This is a genomic window from Shewanella sp. SM71 (assembly GCF_025653905.1).
GTDB classification, from domain to species: domain Bacteria; phylum Pseudomonadota; class Gammaproteobacteria; order Enterobacterales; family Shewanellaceae; genus Shewanella; species Shewanella oncorhynchi.
In genome coordinates this window covers 552,634-570,900 of the sequence record NZ_JAKKRW010000001.1, presented here as the reverse complement: position 1 = coordinate 570,900, position 18,267 = coordinate 552,634, and the positions used below count along the sequence as shown (strand labels likewise).

15 protein-coding genes and 1 pseudogene are annotated in these 18,267 nt (G+C 45.5%); 6 read left to right on the top strand and 10 right to left on the bottom strand.

Features of this window, described 5'->3' with window-relative positions:
• Positions 1-212: 212 nt before the first annotated feature.
• Positions 213-341 carry a hypothetical protein gene (locus L5L97_RS02445; protein WP_263181006.1) on the top strand — a complete coding sequence of 43 codons (129 nt, stop codon included), beginning with the start codon at positions 213-215 and terminating at the stop codon, positions 339-341.
• 243 nt (positions 342-584) lie between these two features.
• On the opposite strand, the pseudogene L5L97_RS22880 reads toward L5L97_RS02445, so the two are convergent.
• The 5 genes and pseudogenes from L5L97_RS22880 to L5L97_RS02415 form a co-directional block, all read right to left on the bottom strand.
• Positions 585-1,657 (bottom strand): annotated as a pseudogene (locus L5L97_RS22880) (DUF3137 domain-containing protein).
• Between the two features lie 494 nt (positions 1,658-2,151).
• The gene (gene phoU / locus L5L97_RS02430) at positions 2,152-2,862 is read right to left on the bottom strand and encodes a phosphate signaling complex protein PhoU (protein ID WP_263181003.1); all 711 of its coding nucleotides are present in this window, start codon (positions 2,860-2,862) and stop codon (positions 2,152-2,154) included.
• Positions 2,863-2,932: 70 nt separating this feature from the next.
• A complete protein-coding gene (gene pstB, locus L5L97_RS02425; protein ID WP_028760531.1) occupies positions 2,933-3,751 on the bottom strand; it encodes a phosphate ABC transporter ATP-binding protein PstB in 819 nt (272 codons plus the stop codon).
• Between the two features lie 33 nt (positions 3,752-3,784).
• Complete coding sequence (gene pstA, locus L5L97_RS02420; protein WP_028760532.1) at positions 3,785-5,443, bottom strand: phosphate ABC transporter permease PstA; 1,659 nt, start codon at positions 5,441-5,443, stop codon at positions 3,785-3,787.
• Between the two features lie 59 nt (positions 5,444-5,502).
• Positions 5,503-7,761, bottom strand: coding sequence for an ABC transporter permease subunit (locus tag L5L97_RS02415; RefSeq protein ID WP_263181002.1), 2,259 nt, complete (start codon positions 7,759-7,761; stop codon positions 5,503-5,505).
• Positions 7,762-7,961: 200 nt separating this feature from the next.
• On the opposite strand from L5L97_RS02415, the gene L5L97_RS02410 reads away from it, so the two are divergent.
• The 3 genes from L5L97_RS02410 (at position 7,962) to L5L97_RS02400 (ending at position 10,568) form a co-directional block, all read left to right on the top strand.
• Complete coding sequence (locus L5L97_RS02410; protein WP_028760534.1) at positions 7,962-8,462, top strand: glycine cleavage system protein R; 501 nt, start codon at positions 7,962-7,964, stop codon at positions 8,460-8,462.
• Positions 8,463-8,919: 457 nt separating this feature from the next.
• On the top strand, positions 8,920-9,573 hold the full coding sequence (locus L5L97_RS02405; RefSeq protein WP_263181001.1) for a DedA family protein: 654 nt from the start codon (positions 8,920-8,922) through the stop codon (positions 9,571-9,573).
• 173 nt (positions 9,574-9,746) lie between these two features.
• Positions 9,747-10,568, top strand: coding sequence for a DUF2797 domain-containing protein (locus L5L97_RS02400; protein ID WP_105249677.1), 822 nt, complete (start codon positions 9,747-9,749; stop codon positions 10,566-10,568).
• Between the two features lie 239 nt (positions 10,569-10,807).
• Here the strand turns inward: L5L97_RS02400 and L5L97_RS02395 are convergent, their stop codons facing one another.
• Positions 10,808-11,491 carry a DUF4136 domain-containing protein gene (locus L5L97_RS02395; protein WP_317629519.1) on the bottom strand — a complete coding sequence of 228 codons (684 nt, stop codon included), beginning with the start codon at positions 11,489-11,491 and terminating at the stop codon, positions 10,808-10,810.
• 431 nt (positions 11,492-11,922) lie between these two features.
• On the opposite strand from L5L97_RS02395, the gene L5L97_RS02390 reads away from it, so the two are divergent.
• Together L5L97_RS02390 and L5L97_RS02385 are read left to right on the top strand one after the other, a co-directional pair.
• On the top strand, positions 11,923-12,516 hold the full coding sequence (locus L5L97_RS02390; RefSeq protein ID WP_113938904.1) for a LysE family translocator: 594 nt from the start codon (positions 11,923-11,925) through the stop codon (positions 12,514-12,516).
• Positions 12,517-12,542: 26 nt separating this feature from the next.
• Complete coding sequence (locus L5L97_RS02385) at positions 12,543-13,097, top strand: DUF1415 domain-containing protein (RefSeq protein ID WP_263180998.1); 555 nt, start codon at positions 12,543-12,545, stop codon at positions 13,095-13,097.
• Positions 13,098-13,404: 307 nt separating this feature from the next.
• On the opposite strand, the gene L5L97_RS02380 is transcribed toward L5L97_RS02385, so the two are convergent.
• From L5L97_RS02380 to L5L97_RS02365, 4 genes are all read right to left on the bottom strand, one after another.
• Positions 13,405-15,309 (bottom strand): methyl-accepting chemotaxis protein, encoded by a 1,905-nt coding sequence (locus L5L97_RS02380; RefSeq protein ID WP_263180997.1) that lies wholly within the window; start codon positions 15,307-15,309, stop codon positions 13,405-13,407.
• Between the two features lie 322 nt (positions 15,310-15,631).
• A complete protein-coding gene (locus tag L5L97_RS02375) occupies positions 15,632-16,162 on the bottom strand; it encodes a DUF4303 domain-containing protein (RefSeq protein WP_263180996.1) in 531 nt (176 codons plus the stop codon).
• A 122-nt stretch (positions 16,163-16,284) separates the two neighbouring features.
• Complete coding sequence (locus L5L97_RS02370) at positions 16,285-16,758, bottom strand: NTF2 fold immunity protein (RefSeq protein WP_105249681.1); 474 nt, start codon at positions 16,756-16,758, stop codon at positions 16,285-16,287.
• A gap of 185 nt (positions 16,759-16,943) precedes the next feature.
• Positions 16,944-18,230 carry an acetyl-CoA hydrolase/transferase family protein gene (locus L5L97_RS02365; RefSeq protein ID WP_212600061.1) on the bottom strand — a complete coding sequence of 429 codons (1,287 nt, stop codon included), beginning with the start codon at positions 18,228-18,230 and terminating at the stop codon, positions 16,944-16,946.
• Positions 18,231-18,267: the final 37 nt, after the last annotated feature.

The window sequence follows — 18,267 nt, the reverse complement described above, 5'->3', positions numbered from 1 at the left end:
CCGAATACGAAGCTTACTTAAGTAAGCGGAAACAGGCAAAGGAAGGTCGAAACTCTTGGTTCGATCCTGTCTTAGCTGCTATATAGGGTGCTGGGTAACAGAACACGCCTTAGTGGAGGCTTGAGCCGTATGCAGTGAAAGTTGCACGTACGGTTCTTAGGAGGGCGGCACTTGGTAACAGATGCCGTCTATCCGACAAAAGTGTGTTGCGTATGTCTTTTAAATCTACAGGTTACGTGAATGCACGAAAGGTGAGCCATGGTGATTGGCGAGACGACCGTCCGCCCCATGGACGGGGCGGTCGAGCATCCAAGGACGGACTTGAACAACATCCTGTTTAACGGCCAGTTCGCCATCTGATAGGCAGGACGCCTGAATGTCGTGCAATGCAGGGATGCTTGAGAACGACCATGGCTCTCGTTCATAAGCTCAGAAACCCTAGGTTTCTATTCACCGCGTCGGTGAGTGACTACCATGGCAAGCCTTTATAAGCGAAGAACAGCAAACGCTAAGCCCCAAAAAACTAACGTCTTATTATAAAACTGAAAATTGTGCTAACAGTGCAGAAGAAAGAACTGCTCAAGTTAACCCGCTAGCGTCTTAATCCTCTCAAGTGTCTGCTGTGTCGCCAGATTTTGCGCTGCAAGATAATCCAGTTTTAGCTGTTTGATGATGCCAGTAATCAAAACTAACTCCTGCTGTAACTGCGGAATTTTCGACATATCATGGGTGGGTAAATTGATATCGACGGTATCAAATAAATTGCCAAAATAGCTCGCCATGATCAGCACTTTATTGGCTTTAAATTCGATACTCAGCCCCGACCCGCGCGCCGTTTTACGGAATAACTGTTCCAGTTCAACGAGGCGTTCCATCACGGCGGGAGACAACAGATATCGCGCATAATGTTGGTCGTGGGAATACACTTCAAACATCGCCTCAAAGGTCACGCTTTCGAGTTTAACTCTGGGTTTCTTTATGCCTGCCATGGTGTTACCAAGGGAGCCATAGTCTTGGCTGACGACGGTATGGGATTCAAAGCTAAAGGGCATCGTCATGATCACGACCCCACCTTTAAATTGGATCTTGTCTGACTTGCTGCCGCGGGATTTTAAGGTTAATTCGCAAAATTCGAAGCTGATATCCTCTACCTTGCCGCGAATATGATCCTCTGATTGTTGCTTGCTAAAACGGGGCATAAGTTCGAAATCGGCCACTGAATCAAGGTTAACACAGGAGTCGGGGCTATACCTAGTTTTTTGAGTAAAACAGGCAATATTTTATATTTGTAATGGCGCTTATATTGCATTTCAGGCAGATGAACCCACATCAAAATGCTGGCGATGACGATCAGGCTCAAAATGGTTGGGTCATGGTTAGAGGCTAACGAGATTAAATCAAAGGCCAGTGCGGGCAGGCACACGAGCCAACCTAGACGCTTCGCCCATTTTTTACGGGAGAGTTTAGTTTCAAGCTTTTCAATACGATAGGCTTCTAGCGGCGCTAATAGCTGCAATAGCTCGGCTTTAGCTTCCTCGTACAGTGGCGGTAATTCAGCGCGGGGAAAATCAGCGGGTAAATTCGCTTCAGAAATATGATTTCGAATACTTTTAAGGGCTTCAAAACCTTGCTTTAAAGAATACAATAATGGGCTCATCAACTTATCCATGTTATCGCCGACACCGCGCCCATTCCGTTACGCTGCTAACCCCAAACCTTAGCGGTAACAAATAGGGTGGCGGTTAAATTCTGAGGTTAACATGCTGTGATATCAATCCACAGCTAAACACAAAAACGCTAGCACTTAGGCTTCGACTACTTTCACTATCTAGGTCTACCGCCCTTTTCCAACAGCTAAAACTTATTGCAAGCATCAGATTAAAAAAAAGGTTAATTTATTGTAAACACAAAAATGACCTTCTTTATTCGCGGTACCGATCCAGAATGCCAGTTCATAATCTAATTTAACTATTTAATTTAGCTATCCAATTTCACAATCCATAACCCAAAATCCTAGCTCACTTCTCTATCTCACGATCCTAGCTCACTATCCTAATCAACGATCCTAGCTCAGCATCCTAAAAGCAAAACGCTCCACAGAGACTGCGGAGCGTTTTATTCAGGCATTAAAACTGCAGATTAATGCGTGTGTTAGCTTTTCATGTCCTTTTCCATATCTTCGTAGGAAGTATGGCGAACGTCTTTACCCTTTACGTAGTAGATGATGTATTCACAAATATTTTTACAGCGATCACCGACACGCTCAACTGCGCGTGCTGCCCATAATACGTCGAGTATGTCTGGGATAGAACGCGGATCTTCCATCATATAAGTCATTAACTGGCGGATAATGCCTTCGTATTCACGGTCAAGCTTAGCATCTTCTTTATGCAGCTCTAACGCGGTATCGGCATCCATACGGGCCAAGGCATCTAAAGTCGCATGCAACATCCGAGTCGCATGACGCCCCATATTTTCAATGCTAACTAACAAAGGCTGCTGATTATTCAAACGTTTATCTAATGCCGCTTTTGCAATCCGCACACAGGCATCACCAATACGCTCAAGATCGGCGATGGTTTTTGAAATAGCGATAATCAAGCGTAAATCGCTGGCCGCAGGTTGACGCTTAGCAATAATACGCGTGCATTCTTCGTCAATGGAGACTTCCATCGCATTGACCTTATGATCGCCTGCAATCACCCGCTGGGCTAACTCGGCATCGAGGGCACTTAAGGCATCTATCGCTTGCTCCAGCTGACGTTCAACCAAGCCACCCATGGCGAGCACTCGATTACGGATATCATCCAGCTCAGCGGTGAACTGACCCGAAATGTGCTTACTTAAATTCATGTTTTCCATTGCGTTCCAACCTGTTACTTAACTGTTGACCCATACCAAGCCTTGGTGGCCTTATCCGATACTCAAGCGATTAACCGTAACGTCCTGTGATGTAATCTTCAGTCTTACGTTTTTTCGGCGTGGTGAAAATCGTATTAGTATCAGCATATTCAACTAATTCACCCATATACATAAAGGCCGTTTGATCCGATACCCGCGCCGCCTGTTGCATGTTGTGAGTCACGATAACCACAGTGTATTTCGTCTTAAGCTCAGTGATTAACTCTTCAATCGTCAGCGTCGAAATCGGATCGAGTGCCGATGTTGGTTCGTCGAGTAATAGCACTTCTGGCTCAATGGCTATCGCACGGGCAATCACCAGACGTTGCTGTTGACCGCCAGACAAACCAAAGGCGTTATCGTGTAATCTGTCTTTAACTTCGTCCCAAATCGCCGCGCCGCGCAATGAACGCTCAGCCGCTTCGTCGAGTTCACGACGGTTATTCAGCCCTTGCAATCTCAAGCCATAAACAACATTTTCATAAATCGACTTAGGGAAAGGATTTGGGCGTTGGAACACCATACCGACATTACGGCGCAGGGCCGCGACGTCAATCTTTTTGTCGTAAATATTCTGGCCGTGCAGCAATATCTCGCCGCCGATATGACAATTATCAACTAAGTCATTCATGCGGTTAATACAGCGCAATAGTGTCGATTTACCACAACCACTGGGGCCGATAAAGGCAGTGACTTGCTTCTTGGGGATCTTCATCGATACATTAAACAGCGCTTGCTTATCACCATAGCGCAAATCTAAGTTACGGATCTCCAGCGCGGTGTCGTTCTGGCTTAAGTTAGCTAAATCAAAGTTATTGGTTTTCATTGCTGTCGAATCTATAGAAATCATATTTAGTCCTAATACTTTCAGGATAATCGCTGATTAGTGCTCAAGCGAACGATATTTTTCACGTAAGTGGTTACGCACGCTAATGGCCGTCAAGTTGAGTGCCACAATCACAGACACCAGCAAGAAAGAGGTCGCATACACCAGAGGACGTGCCGCTTCAACGTTAGGACTCTGGAAGCCCACATCATATATATGGAACCCTAAGTGCATGAACTTACGTTCTAAATGCACAAACGGGAAGTTAAAGTCCAGTGGTAATGTTGGCGCTAATTTCACGACACCCACCAACATCAGCGGTGCCACTTCACCGGCAGCACGAGCGACCGCTAAAATCAAACCCGTCATGATCGCTGGACTCGCCATCGGGATCACAATCCGCCACAGGGTTTCAGCCTTAGTCGCGCCCAGTGCCAAACTACCTTGACGCACCGCGCTTGGAATACGACTTAACCCTTCTTCAGTCGACACAATAACCACTGGCAGCGTCAAAATCGCGAGGGTTAATGCAGACCAAATCACCCCCGGCGAACCAAAGGTAGGAGCAGGCAAAGCTTCAGCGTAAAACAATTGGTCGATGGAACCGCCCATCATGTACACGAAGAAACCTAAACCGAATACACCATACACAATCGAGGGCACACCCGCTAAGTTGATTACCGCAATACGGATCATCTTAGTAATAGGGCCTTTCTTAGCATATTCATGTAGATAAACCGCCGCGACCACGCCAAATGGCGTCACGATAACCGCCATCAACATCACCATAAATACAGTGCCGAAAATCGCGGGGAACACGCCGCCCTCAGTGTTGGCTTCACGCGGGTCGTCACTCATAAAGCGTCCAATACCGACAAACCACTTACCAATTTTTCCTATGAGTCCTAAGTGATTCACATAGGTCACATCGAGAACGGTATCGAGCTTCAGTTCAACTTCTTCGCCACGCATATCTCGGACGATAACCGAGTCACGCGCCGCATCATCACGCAGGGCAAATAACGCTTTTTCAAGCACTAAGTAATCTTCTTGCAGTTGAGCTCTCTTGGCGACCAACTCAGCTTTTATACTGTCGGTCAGTTCCCCATCTAGCTCGAAACGACGCTCCTGCAAACGCAATTTTTCAATGGCGTAGTTAATCGAACCAATATCTTGCTTCTGCAAATCAACCGCTTTGTCCGATAAGGCAACAGCGCGTTCGATGTGCTCCATTAAGGAGGATTCAATCGCATCATTCACTAAATCAAGACGCTTGCCATTTTCAATCACGGCTATCGGATAACCGTAGAAGTTACCGTTTTTAGCCCGCTCGATCAGTGCGACCTCGCTTGGCACAGAACGACTAACAATGTCTGTACCTAATATCCAGCGGAAATCCAAACCCACAAATTCACGGTTACCGGTTTTCACTAAGTAACGGGTCACAAACTCGCCCGGATGTTGCTTAAACACATGGCCAGCTGCAATCAAACGCTCAGTCGGTACTTCTTCCCTATCGTAAACCTCACCAATTAAGGTCGAACGTACACCCGTGTTATCTTCAAGCTCCCACTGGTAAACGGTTGCAGGCCAAAAGTAACTTAAGCCACGCCATGCGATTAACAATAATAAGCCTAAGACGGCAATCAAACTGATGCTCACGGCACCGCCCGTCATCCATATCCATGGCGAGCCTGATTTTACCCACTTACCCATTGCACAAACCTCTCAAGGTCACTGGCGAAATAGTATTTAATGTCATTGTCTTATCCCCGTTACAGCGAGCTATAGCGTTCACGTAGACGCTGTCTCACCACTTCTGCAATGGTGTTAAAGAAGAATGTAAAGATGAATAGTACGAACGCAGCAAGGAAGAGCACACGATAATGCGAGCTACCGATAGCCGATTCAGGCATTTCAACCGCAATGTTTGCCGCCAAGGTTCGCATCCCTTCGAACACGCTCCATTCCATGATGGCGGTGTTACCGGTGGCCATCAGTACGATCATGGTCTCGCCAACGGCGCGGCCAAGGCCCATCATAATGGCCGAGAAAATACCCGGACTTGCGGTTAACAACACCACGCGTGTCAATGTCTGCCAAGGCGTCGCACCTAAGGCTAAGCTGCCGTTAGATAAATGACGTGGTACAGAGAAAATGGCATCTTCAGCGATGGAGAAAATCGTTGGGATCACCGCAAAGCCCATAGCAATACCGACCACCAGCGCGTTACGTTGGTCGAAGGTGATCCCCAGTTCGTTAGTGATGAATTGACGGGTATTACCATCAAACAGCGCCACTTCGATGATTGGGCTGACCGCAAAAGAGAACCAACCCACGAAACAGACCACAGGGATTAACATCAGCTCTTGGTACACTTCGGGTAAACGTTGTTTCCACTTACCCGGCAACCTACTCCAGCCATAGGCAGATGTGAGTATCGAGGTCGGCAATAAGATCAGTAGAATTAAAATGCCGGGGAGATGCTCTTCAATCAGTGGCGCTAACCACAGACCCGCCAAGAAGCCTAAAATCACCGTTGGTAATGCTTCCATGATTTCAATGGTCGGTTTCACGAAACCGCGCACCTTAGGCGACATAAAGTAAGCAGTGTAAATCGCACCAGCAACGGATAAAGGCACGGCAAATAACATGGCATAAAATGCCGCTTTCATTGTGCCGTAGGCCAATGGCATTAAGCTCAACTTAGCTTCGAAATCGTCAGAACCTGAGGTCGATTGCCATACATATTGTGGCTCTGGATAACCTTCATACCACACTTTGTCCCACATGGCGCTCCATGACACTTCTGGGTGGGAGTTTTCCACACTGAAGATATGCAGCTTTTTGTCCGCCTCAACGACTATGCCGTTTGAGCGTGGGGTAAAGCCCATTTTACCGGGGTTTTTAAGGTCAAACTTTGCATCAAACAGTTCACGATGACTCGTGGTATAGAGTAGTGTTAGCACACCCTCAGGGCTCACAGTCGCAAAACTCTTACGATAGAATTCAGAGGTAATCGAGCTGATGGGCGGTAAGTCATCAAACTGACGAATCTCTTGATATAAACGCCCTTTTTCACCATTAACTTGGAAGTACTGCGCCACAATACCTGTGTCATAACTGACCAGTAATGAACTCGCTCCCGCCAGCAAAGCCACGTTATTGACTTGTGCCTTAGCACGTTCAACATCAATCACCTGCAGCAGATCTAAGCTGTCAGTATCACGGATGTCGTACACGAAAATTTTATTGCCAGTTTGCAACATCAATTGACGTTGATCGGGCGTCATCAGCTCGTGGGAGACTTTCTTCGGCGCATCTTGAATTTGTGACGTCGTAGAAACCCACTCCACTTCTTCAGTCATCATGTTCTCTTGCCCTTCGAGACGAGTGAGACGCCAAACACCACTCTCATCTTGATAAGCAAAACTCATTTTGTCTGAGCTATAAGTGAAGGTCAGCTTATGAATCGCGCTGCCCGTCTCATCGACGGTAATGGGGGTTTCACCTGCGGGATAACGCAGTTTAGGTGTGATTAAACGTTTGTTATTAGGGTACGTTAAACCAAACTCTAGGCCCGCCACTATGACCTGACCATTACTTAATCCCAGCGCAAAACGTTGTTCGCTCGGTACAGCAACGGCGGCGCTGGTGACGGTAACACCCGCTGGTAACGTCGGGGTAAAGCTAGAAAGTAGGCTACCGTCGGCAACAGTATAGAAGTCCACTTGACCATGAACGCTCACACGGTACATCACCTCATTTTGCTCTTCAGCACCCACCATTAAGGTCGGCACATCCGCGTGTTGATAGCTCACACTCTTAACGGGTGTGACATCAGCACTGTCGAAAATGGGTTTAATCACATACAACAGATAAAAGAAGATCAACAATAAGGCGACAAATACCATAGTGCCGCCGATAGTGACGCTGATTTGCGCCGCTTTATCCTTAAATGCCCTGCGATTCGAGCGTCCGCCTTTAAGCATACTGTGCGATGCAGAACCAGGTTGAGTGACCTGACTTTCCATTAAGAACCTCTATTATTAATAGCTAGCGAGTTTTTTCGCTAGGATTTGCCGAGTGCTATGCTTACACTGTTTGAACGTAAACTGAGCAATAACAACATCCTTTATTCTAAGTGCGTTGGATTATATGACGCAAAGATGACAGTTGTGTTACACCCCGTTTTAAAACAGGTGCCTTTTACAAAAAATAGGAGTCAGTCACTATGCTACGATACTTAATCACACTACAAGCACCTGATAGAAAAGGATTAGTAGAACAAATCGCCCATGCTGTAAGTCGTCATGGCGGCAACTGGCTCGACTCAGAATTACGCCATATTGACGGTGTCTTTGCCGCGATATTGTTACTCGAAGTACCGTCACTGCGGATGGACGAGCTCATTGAGGCCCTAGAATGCATCGATAGCCTGTCCCTCACCTACTCCAAAACCTCGGTCGCTCTTAAGCCCATCAAACGCTTAAGTTACAACCTAGTGGCCTATGACAGACCCGGACTTGTGCTCGATATATCTAATAAAATCAATGCAATTGGCATCAATATCGAGCAGTTTAGTAGTCAATATGAAACCGCAGGCCACACTGGTATAGCCCTATTTCGGGCGACCATTGGCCTTGGATTGACTGATCTCGCACAAGAAGATCAATTAGTTGAATCCCTCTATGCTCTTGGGGATGATCTCGTGCTCGATAGATTAAGCCGTTAATCTTGTTTACTTTTACGGCGAGCTAACACTTAGCACACCAATATATTTAGAGAGCGCACTCGCAATAGCACTTTCAAACAGCACTTAAAGTGCGCTTAAAAACCGACATTCGCGGCAAGGTGTTCAAATTAAGTTAAGCCAGTGCAATCAATACTGGATAGTTGGAATCGTTAGAATGCGCATAGGAATCAGGCAAGTGGGTTTGTAAGTTTATGCCATCATTCGAAATTTATTAACCCTATAATAATGCTTAATATTTTTACTATAAAAAACCCACAAAACCCGATTACTGAACCATAAACACACTAACACCAACAAAATTTAATGTTGTAACTGCCTTTCGATTCATGCTCCCTTGGTAGAATAACCCACGAAACACCATAGCTCAGGTTCAAAATTGCCGCTTTCGAGCTTTTCCATCTTTATGTTTTATCAATTATTTTAGGGAGTAGTACGTATGGAGCAGTTATACGAACTGGCCCAAGCCATGATACACAATGATCTGGCGGTTTTAGCCAATCCTAAAATCGCCCTCATGGTCAGCGCATTAATTTGTGGCTTTTTAGTGTTAGAAAATGGCTTTATTCCCACCGCATTTTTACCCGGAGATAGCCTACTCTTTCTCACTGGAGTGCTGATTTATCAAGATATTCTTCATATCGGTATTATGCCGTTATTGGTTCTAGCAACCTTTACAGGTACAGCTATAGGTTATTTACAGGGTCAATTTTTAGGGCATACCCAAATTTACCAAAAACTGCTGTCGAATATTGATATCAAACATCAGGAAAAAGCGACCCACCTTATTGATAACTATGGAGTGATAACCCTGCTACTCGCACGTTATATTCCTTTTGTTCGTACCGTTTACCCCTATATTTTAGGTGCAACGGGTATTTCTTCCCGTCGTTTTTTACTCATTAACTTCATCAGTTCAATGGTGTGGATTTTTTCCGTTGTTGGTTTTGGGTATCTCATTAGCCATACCCAATTAGCAACAAAATACCAAACACAATTTATGAGCATAATCATTTACTTACCAGTAGCCTTGCTTACTTTCGGTATTATTGCCTTAGTGTACAAATGGTTAAGTAAAACAAAAGAGGTTTAAGTGCACTCAGACAATCGACTCACTTATCGACTTACTTATCGAAAAATCCTATCTAAACTGACTTGGATAATCTTGTATACTGGCGGCCACGCAATGACGATATAACGAAAGCGTGCACTAAACCGCATGATGAGCGACTAAGCTGCACCAGAACGCAACACATTAGGATGACCATGTTAGGAACGCTAAAAAAGATGCGCGTGCAGTTAGATGACGCGCAACAAGTGCAATATCAACTCGTTGTCGGTGATGAGTTACTCCCGCTCAATCCATTGATAGGCAAGCAATTAACCTTGACCCACACGGGTAATATCTTCTGCTGCAACTGCGGTAAAAAGAGCAAGAAGAGTTACTCGCAGGGCCATTGTTTTGTCTGTATGCAAAAGTTGGCGAGTTGCGATATGTGCATCATGAAGCCGGAAACTTGTCATTACGACCAAGGCACTTGCCGCGAACCAGAGTGGGCCCAGAGCCACTGTTTTGTGCCGCATTATGTATATCTGTCGAATACTTCGGGCGTTAAAGTCGGCATTACCCGCCACACTCAACTGCCCACCCGTTGGATTGACCAAGGCGCTACCCAAGGTTTACCGATTTTTAAAGTCTCAACAAGACAGCTCTCAGGCTTAGTCGAAGTAGAATTGGCAAAACTGGTTAATGATAAAACCCATTGGCAAGCCATGTTAAAAGGCCATGCCGACGATATTGATTTAAATGCTAAGGCTGCGGAACTGATCCCGCAAATTGAGGCTAAGTTGCACGAAATCGGCATGCAAAAAGGCGATTACAGTATCGAGCGTTTGCACGAAACGATTCAGCCAATTCATTATCCAATTGACACCTTTCCGAAAAAGATCACTTCGCACAATTTCGATAAAGATGTGGTCGTCAGCGGAATTTTGCAGGGGATAAAGGGGCAGTATTTAATGTTTGATACGGGCGTGATTAACATTCGTAAGTTTTCATCCTACGAGATCACAGTCGAACACGACTGAAACAGTCTGAAATCAAAATGGAACCTCCCTCCACTAAAATGAAAAAGCGCGGCAGTTTTCACTGTCGCGCCCTTTATTGAGATGGCTGTCACTAAAGTACCATATCCCACAGTTCAAAAATGGGAGCTAGCACCACAAACATGGGACCAAGACACCTCAATTAAGCACTAATCCCGTTTATCTGGCGAATGCTCCAACCACTCAATTCACTTAGAACTGAACTAAAGCTCAAACGCTGGCTAAGGAGCCACATTAACCGACGGCATATTGGCCAACATACTGGCAATGAGACTGTCGAAATTTTCGGTTAGCTCATCCATCTTTTTAATGTTGCCAAAACCTTGGGCAAGCACTCGCCAAATTGGCTCATCAACGCCCTGTATTTTAGTGGGTTTAAAGAGCGCTATCACCACGGTACCTTTGTCATACTTTCGGGTATTCACACCGTCGGTTGACAGCCCAGCGACTAACCCTGTCACTGCCAAAATTTGTTCATCGCTCATTTCAGTTCCCATAGCGACGCCAAAGCCAACCTGAAAATCCGCCAGTAGTGGATCTTCGATCCAGCGATATCCCTTACTCTGCAAAGTTTGCTTTAATACGGCTTGCATGTGTTGTAACACTAGCTGCGAATCTAAACGTTTATCTGTGATGATTTTTTGAAATTTAGGATGCCAAGTGAATGTCATTGCCGTTGACGGTAATTCACTGAGATCGCCAGACATCACGATTGTGGTTCGCAACGGCTGCGCCGCGTTATCCGTCACAGTCACGCACCCAGTAAGACCTAAAACACTGCTAAAAAGCAGTATTAACACTCTCAAATACCGACTTAACACTCGGTCAGGAACCCAACAAGGAACTCGACTGAACTGTCGATTTAGCACTCCACTTAGCTCACTATGTAATGATGGATTCATCATGCCCTGTTACCTCAATCTATAAAATGCTGTCTAAGGATAGTTGCTATTGCTATTACTAAAACTGAAAGCTGATATCCATCATAGTGTTAAATCAGCATATTCCAATATAGTGTTAAATCAGCATATTCCAATATATCTTGATATTCGTACTAACACAGAAAACCATCAAACTGCGCTAGCCCTATTCTCACGCCATAAGCCTATCGAGGCATGTACATATTTTGTTATTCTTTTTAGTTTATAAACTCGCTATGTCGTATAGGCGCGGCAACATTTAATCGCTAGAATGCCTCGCCTGCGTTGCAATCAAATGTCGCAATTATAAATAATTGCAACACAGTATTGCGTACCCTCCGATGAGTAAATCGCAGGCTCAATGCGGCAAATAATCACAATGCCATAAAACTAAAATAAAAGGTGTGGATCTATCTATGGAGTTAATACTCGCTATCGCGTTGTTTGCCTTTTCATCTGGGATCACCCCAGGGCCTAACAATATTATGCTGATGACCTCAGGGGTAAACTTTGGCGTAAAACGCAGTATTCCGCATCTTATGGGAATAAGCCTTGGCTTCCCGACTATGATCCTCGCGATAGGTTTGGGCTTGAGCGCCCTATTCCAAAGCTATCCTATCATCCATCAAGTGATTAAAGTCGTCGGCATAGGTTACCTTTTGTATCTGTCTTGGTTGATTGCCAACAGCAGTAGCAAGATGGAAGGTAAAGCCATTGCTAAACCCTTCAGTTTTATCCAAGCCGCGGCCTTTCAATGGGTCAACCCTAAGGGCTGGATCATGGCCGTGGGCGCGATTGCGACATTCACGTCAGTACAGCAGGATTTGACCCCGCAGGTCATCACTATCGCAACGGTATTTTTGTGCGTCGCATTTCCCTGCGCTATCGTCTGGCTAGGCTTTGGCGTAGCCCTTAAACGCATTTTGAAAAATGAGCGCCAACAGAAGATTTTTAATATCAGCATGGCGCTCTTGCTTGTGGCGTCTATCATCCCTATGATCGCCCCCTAATTTTTAAGCACGAGCAAACGACCGCCATGAACGAAATTGACATGATCACTCAACAAACCGACGACTGGGTGAAAAAAGTGATCATGAAATACAATATTTGCCCCTTTGCCAGACAAGAAGTCGAGCGCGGCAGTATTCGGTATCTGGTGGTGGAACAAACCAAAGTCAAACTCGTACTCAAGGCATTGATCGAAGAATGTCAATACCTCGACGCCCACCCCGAAGCCGAAACCACACTGTTTATTCTGCCCCGTGGTTTTGAGGGGTTTTATGCCTACCTCGACCTCATCGACATGGCAACCGATACGCTTATCGAACACGAGTACGAAGGCACCTACCAACTCGCCACCTTCCACCCAGACTATTGTTTCGATGGCGAACCACAGGACGGGGCAGCCAACTTCACCAACCGCGCGCCCTACCCAACCCTGCACATCATCCGCGAAGCCAGCATGGAGTTAGCTCTCGCCAGCTACACAGATCCCGAAACCATCCCAGAACGTAACATCGCCTTTTGCGAACGCAAAGGCAGCGACTTTTTCGTCAAACTGTTAGCAGAGTGCATGGGGAAATCCTCATAACAGCCCAAATACGGCAGCTTTAATGAGATTGCGGCTCTTATCACTGAAACGGATGAAGCCCTTTTCGATGATAACGTCAATATCCAGCCAACCTATGTTGAGCTAATTAAAGCGATGATTGTTAACCATGTAGGGCTTGAGCAAGGCAACCAGATAATCGAGCAATTGGAAATCAGGGCCTACTAACACAAGTAGGCCACAACAAATAAAGCATTACAAATCAACAAATTAAATGTAATATACCCGAAAGCATTCCGACGATATCTTTATCATGGTCGATAATGCTCGCGAATAAGATCTGTCAAACCTATAACTGAAAACGTCTTAGTAATCCTTTTAACGTAACACCAAGGCTAGCAAGATCATCGGCGGAGCGCGCTGTTTCTGCCGCGCCATCAGCGGTTTGCTCGGCAATATCCCTCACTCTCACAATACTTTTATTAATATCTTCTGCCACGGCGCTTTGTTCTTCCGAGGCGGCGGCGATTTGATGTGTCATATCCTGGATACGGCTAACCGCATCGGCAATATCCACTAACATTTCACCCGCTTCGCGGGATAATGACACTGCGCCATCACTTAATGTTCGGCTTTTGGTCATCATTTGTACCGACTCCAGTGTCCCCTTTTGCAAATTAACAATCATATTTTCAATTTCTTCAGTAGAGGATTGTGTTCGACTCGCAAGGCTTCTCACCTCATCGGCCACCACTGCAAATCCCCGTCCTGCCTCACCTGCTCTTGCAGCTTCAATGGCCGCATTTAGCGCGAGTAAATTGGTCTGTTGTGCAACCGATTTGATCACATCAAGGACGGAACCGATACTGTCACTCTCAGATTGTAAGCGCTCCATCGCATGTGCCGTGGTCGCTATTTCCTTTGCTAAAAGTTCGATTTGACTGACCGCTTCAATAACTTTTTTATTACCTATCGCAGTGGTGTGATCCGCCTCTTTAGCCGCTAGCGCGACATTTTCAGCACTGGTAGACACCTCTTGTACTGTCGCCGCCATTTCATTAATCGCGGTGGCAACTTGGTCAGTTTCACTACATTGATTTTGCATACCCGCACTATTTTGTTCTGTGACCGTTGAAAGTACTTCTGCCGATGAAGCCAACTGCACCACGCTATCACCTATTTGTGTCAACACTTGCTTAAGGGTGCTATTCATTTCACCCATGGCACGCAATAGTTCTCCCATCTCATCCTGACGCTCTGAGTGGATAGTGCTGCTTAAATCACCTGCGGCAATTTTTCTCGCCGTAAGGAGAGTTTGTTTAAGTGGCCCAACAATTTGTCCACTGATTAGCCATGCAAGTAAGGGGCCGACAACCAAGGCGACGATTAACACACCGAGTACCACGGCCTTTGCTTGGGCATCAGCGTCTGCCCGTTTATGCTTTTGGATGTTAACTAATTCACGAATATTCACCATCAATGTTTGTGCTGCGCCGCCCATTGACTGTGCTAGGTTATCCATATCACGGTTAACATTGACCATAGCATCAATATCATGGTCGTAACGGTCCAATATCTGGATGGCTTGTGCGGTATCCTCTCCCTTAAGAGTGGCGATAGTCTGTGACAATCTGGCAATGGCATCTTTTGCCGTTTTTAAATTGAGATCACTAGCATCATAGACATAGCCTCGGATGTGATAACGTAACATGGTCATTTGCTGGCTAACACTTAAGGCATCTTTTAATAATTCAGTATTTTGCGTTGCTTGCGCCCTGTTGGTCATTCTATCGACCAGCTCCGCATAGGTGGCAACCAACTTGGCCCCCACTTGAGCACCCGTGACTTTCAATTCCTGTTTATGCTTAAACACATCACTAAACTGATTTATCGATTGATGATACCGATCCATTGCAACTAACGATTCTTGAAGATACTGCTGATCGTGGGCCTCGCTAGACGCTGACAATTGTTGCTGTAAACCGCTTTTTGTATTTTCAATTAAGCTCTGGAGTTCATCCAATTTGGTTAAATCGCCATTTGCAATAAATTCTAATCTTGCGGCCTTGGCCGCAAGCAATGTTTTATCGACATTGGCAATAAACTCCAACCGACTACTGCTGATATCGATTGAGGTAAGTCCCCTGTATCCAGCCGCTGCCACAATAAATATCAGCAATAACAAGATCCCAAAACCAAGCCTTAACTTATTGGTTACCGTCATGTTTCCTAGCAGGCGGCGCAAACCTTCCATTTAAATACTCCATATCAAATTTAAAAATGAATATACAAATCCAATGCAATTGTAATGAGTTTTTCATGGCCGTTTATTGACCCAGTTAACCAATCTATAAAATACATTATATGTATAACATTTAAATTAAGGATGTATTGTGGAAGTCAGAAGCAAGAGAAAGCATTGCGGGAATGACGGCAAAAATGAAAGGGTGATGACATGTCATAGTAGAACAGCCACGGATGGACGGTCATTAAGGAGAGGATGATGCCAGTCACGTGAGTAACTGCATTAGATTTACAATAGACACACAGCAAAATTAAAACAATAAAGTTGAGCACTACGACAAGACTGGTGACATCACAATATCCGATACATCTTCATCATGGTCGATACTAAAGGCCATAAAACCATCGGTTTTATGGATAGCTTGATAGACTTCAGTTTGGGTAAACTGCACTAGGCATTCGTTAAACACTGCGCGTATTTGCCGCACTATCTCCTCCCACTCACTAAAGTCATCCTCGGGTAAGCTCTGTTGAATCGTCTGCAACTCATCCTCTGAAAGCAGGTAACATGTACTAAAACATTGATACTCCCAGTCACCTGTATTGAATTTAAGTTCTTGGATAGCCTCAGGGCTTTGGTATGACTCAGCCCATTCCCCAGACTGGTAATAGGCCAATCGCTGCTGAAAATCTGCCTCTGTATTAAAACAAAGATTTAATTCTGCGTATTCAGCATGGGTGTCAAAAGCAAAGGCATAAAAGGTTTTATCAGGATGAGCTAATAAAAATTGCTCAACCTCAACCGTTGTAAACCGCAATGTCTCGGCTTTGATTCGAGCAATAAGAGCATTATCTAATGGCATAAAGATGTTCCATTTACACAATATTTTTTGTGTCTCAGTGCATCACTTAAATTAAACCGACGTTACTAAACTCAATGCTTTAGTCATTTTTTACTGACGTCAAGCATTGAGATTAAGCTGAATTAAAGGATTTGTACGCTCCATTTCTCATTGCCATAGCGACGATTTTTATAGCTATCGATACGCCATTCATCGGCTTTTTTAAGAGCAATAAACAAATACTCATCTTCGAAGTTAGTGTTGGTTTTAATATAGATTTCGGCTCTGCTTTTACTTTTTAAAGTAATTTGCACTTCAAGAGGATGATCGCAACCATTAAATTTTGAAGGAAACCCGAAGGAATTACGCACTTTTCCGCCGTAAACACGGGGCTTATCGGTACAAAAATCGTCAAATAATGGCGCTATTTGCTCACTCAGTAAAGCAAACCAATCGGTTTGCTTCGCATAATGGAATTCAGCCACTGGCAATTCCTGCCGTAGCTTATCTTCTTCGGCAGTTCTTTCGGTATAGAGGGTATTTTCGATACTGTTCCAGCGCGTACAAAAAGATAACACCCTCTCTGTTAAATATGCTTTTAATTCAATCTCATCCATTTAAATTATTGACTCCTTTATTTATAAGTCTGTCGGTCAAACCCGCCAAGAGTTTATACCATATCGGGACAGACGAATGACTCTTTACCGCGATTAAACGACGTATTAAAACCAACCCTTTACGCTCAAACGAGCTTGCACCACTGCAAACTCGGCAGCAAGCCATAACACCAAGATTTACAATGCTATAGATTTAATCCCCACACCTCAAAGGCATCACGACTCAGTTGTTCCCTAAAATCTGGGTGAGCGATGGCGATCAGCGCTTGTGCCCGTTCGCGCAGTGAACGGCCGCGTAGATTAGCGGCGCCGTATTCGGTCACAATGTAATGCACATGGGCCCGAGTGGTGACAACCCCTGCGCCAGGTGATAACACGCTGGCAATGCGAGAAAGCGTGCCCCCCGCGGCAGTGCTGGGCAGCGCAATAACAGAACGACCACCTTCAGATAACCCTGCTCCGCGGATGAAATCCATCTGGCCCCCGACACCAGAATAGATTTTAGTGCCAATGGAATCGGCACACACTTGGCCTGAAAGGTCGACCTGCAGCGCCGAGTTAATCGCCATCACATTGGGATTTTTACGGATAATGGCCGTGTCGTTGACTTGCTCTATGTCCATAAAGATAACCGCAGGATTATCATCAACATAGTCGTATAATTTCTGGCTACCCAGGGCGAAACCTGTGACGAGTTTTCCCGGATAAAAACGCTTCTTGCTGTTGTTAATCACGCCCTTTTCAACCAGTTGCAATATACCGTCAGAAAATAGCTCAGTGTGGACGCCTAAGTCTTTATGTTCGGTTAAGCAAGACAGCACGGCATCGGGGATCGCACCTATACCCATTTGCAAACAATCGCCATTACGCACCAGTTGGGCAACATTTTTACCGATCGCCAAACTCACCGCATCCCCCGTCGCGAAGGAATGAATGGGCAACGCCGCGCTCTGCTCATACACAGCGGCAAAACGGTCGATATGGATAAAGCTGTCGCCATGGGTGCGCGGCATTTGTGGATTAATATGAGCGATGATCTTACCCGCGACTTGGCAAGCTGCGAGCGTTGCTTCAACCGAAATGCCTAAGGAACACATGCCATGCTTATCGGGTGGCGACACTTGGATAATTGCGGTATCAATTTTTTGCTCGCCGGAACGAAATAACTTAGGCACTTCAGACAGGAAAATCGGCACATAATCCGCGTCACCACTTTGCAGTAATGCCCGCGTTGGCAGCCCACCGAAAAAACATCGATGGCGTAAATGCCCCTGTAAACTGGGATGGCTTAAGGATTCGGCGCCTTCAGTATGTAACTGTAACAGGGTGAGATTTTCTTTGGTGAGTGCATGCTGCGCCAACGCATCTAATAAAATGCGCGGTGTGGCGCCCATGGAATGAGTCCACAGCGTCTCGCCGCTTTGAATTAAAGCAACCGCATCGAGCGCGCTATGACAAATGATTGGAGGCATAATGAATTCCCTTCGCTAAGCATGATGGCGGCAATCG

Excerpts from the sequence above, each read along its gene's own strand:
- L5L97_RS02445 (WP_263181006.1), top strand. The coding sequence starts at position 213 with ATGTCTTTTAAATCTACAGGTTACGTGAATGCACGAAAGGTGAGCCAT.
- phoU (WP_263181003.1), bottom strand. The coding sequence starts at position 2,862 with ATGGAAAACATGAATTTAAGTAAGCACATTTCGGGTCAGTTCACCGCT.
- pstB (WP_028760531.1), bottom strand. The coding sequence starts at position 3,751 with ATGATTTCTATAGATTCGACAGCAATGAAAACCAATAACTTTGATTTA.
- pstA (WP_028760532.1), bottom strand. The coding sequence starts at position 5,443 with ATGGGTAAGTGGGTAAAATCAGGCTCGCCATGGATATGGATGACGGGC.
- L5L97_RS02415 (WP_263181002.1), bottom strand. The coding sequence starts at position 7,761 with ATGGAAAGTCAGGTCACTCAACCTGGTTCTGCATCGCACAGTATGCTT.
- L5L97_RS02410 (WP_028760534.1), top strand. The coding sequence starts at position 7,962 with ATGCTACGATACTTAATCACACTACAAGCACCTGATAGAAAAGGATTA.
- L5L97_RS02405 (WP_263181001.1), top strand. The coding sequence starts at position 8,920 with ATGGAGCAGTTATACGAACTGGCCCAAGCCATGATACACAATGATCTG.
- L5L97_RS02400 (WP_105249677.1), top strand. The coding sequence starts at position 9,747 with ATGTTAGGAACGCTAAAAAAGATGCGCGTGCAGTTAGATGACGCGCAA.
- L5L97_RS02395 (WP_317629519.1), bottom strand. The coding sequence starts at position 11,491 with ATGATGAATCCATCATTACATAGTGAGCTAAGTGGAGTGCTAAATCGA.
- L5L97_RS02390 (WP_113938904.1), top strand. The coding sequence starts at position 11,923 with ATGGAGTTAATACTCGCTATCGCGTTGTTTGCCTTTTCATCTGGGATC.
- L5L97_RS02385 (WP_263180998.1), top strand. The coding sequence starts at position 12,543 with ATGAACGAAATTGACATGATCACTCAACAAACCGACGACTGGGTGAAA.
- L5L97_RS02380 (WP_263180997.1), bottom strand. The coding sequence starts at position 15,309 with ATGGAAGGTTTGCGCCGCCTGCTAGGAAACATGACGGTAACCAATAAG.
- L5L97_RS02375 (WP_263180996.1), bottom strand. The coding sequence starts at position 16,162 with ATGCCATTAGATAATGCTCTTATTGCTCGAATCAAAGCCGAGACATTG.
- L5L97_RS02370 (WP_105249681.1), bottom strand. The coding sequence starts at position 16,758 with ATGGATGAGATTGAATTAAAAGCATATTTAACAGAGAGGGTGTTATCT.
- L5L97_RS02365 (WP_212600061.1), bottom strand. The coding sequence starts at position 18,230 with ATGCCTCCAATCATTTGTCATAGCGCGCTCGATGCGGTTGCTTTAATT.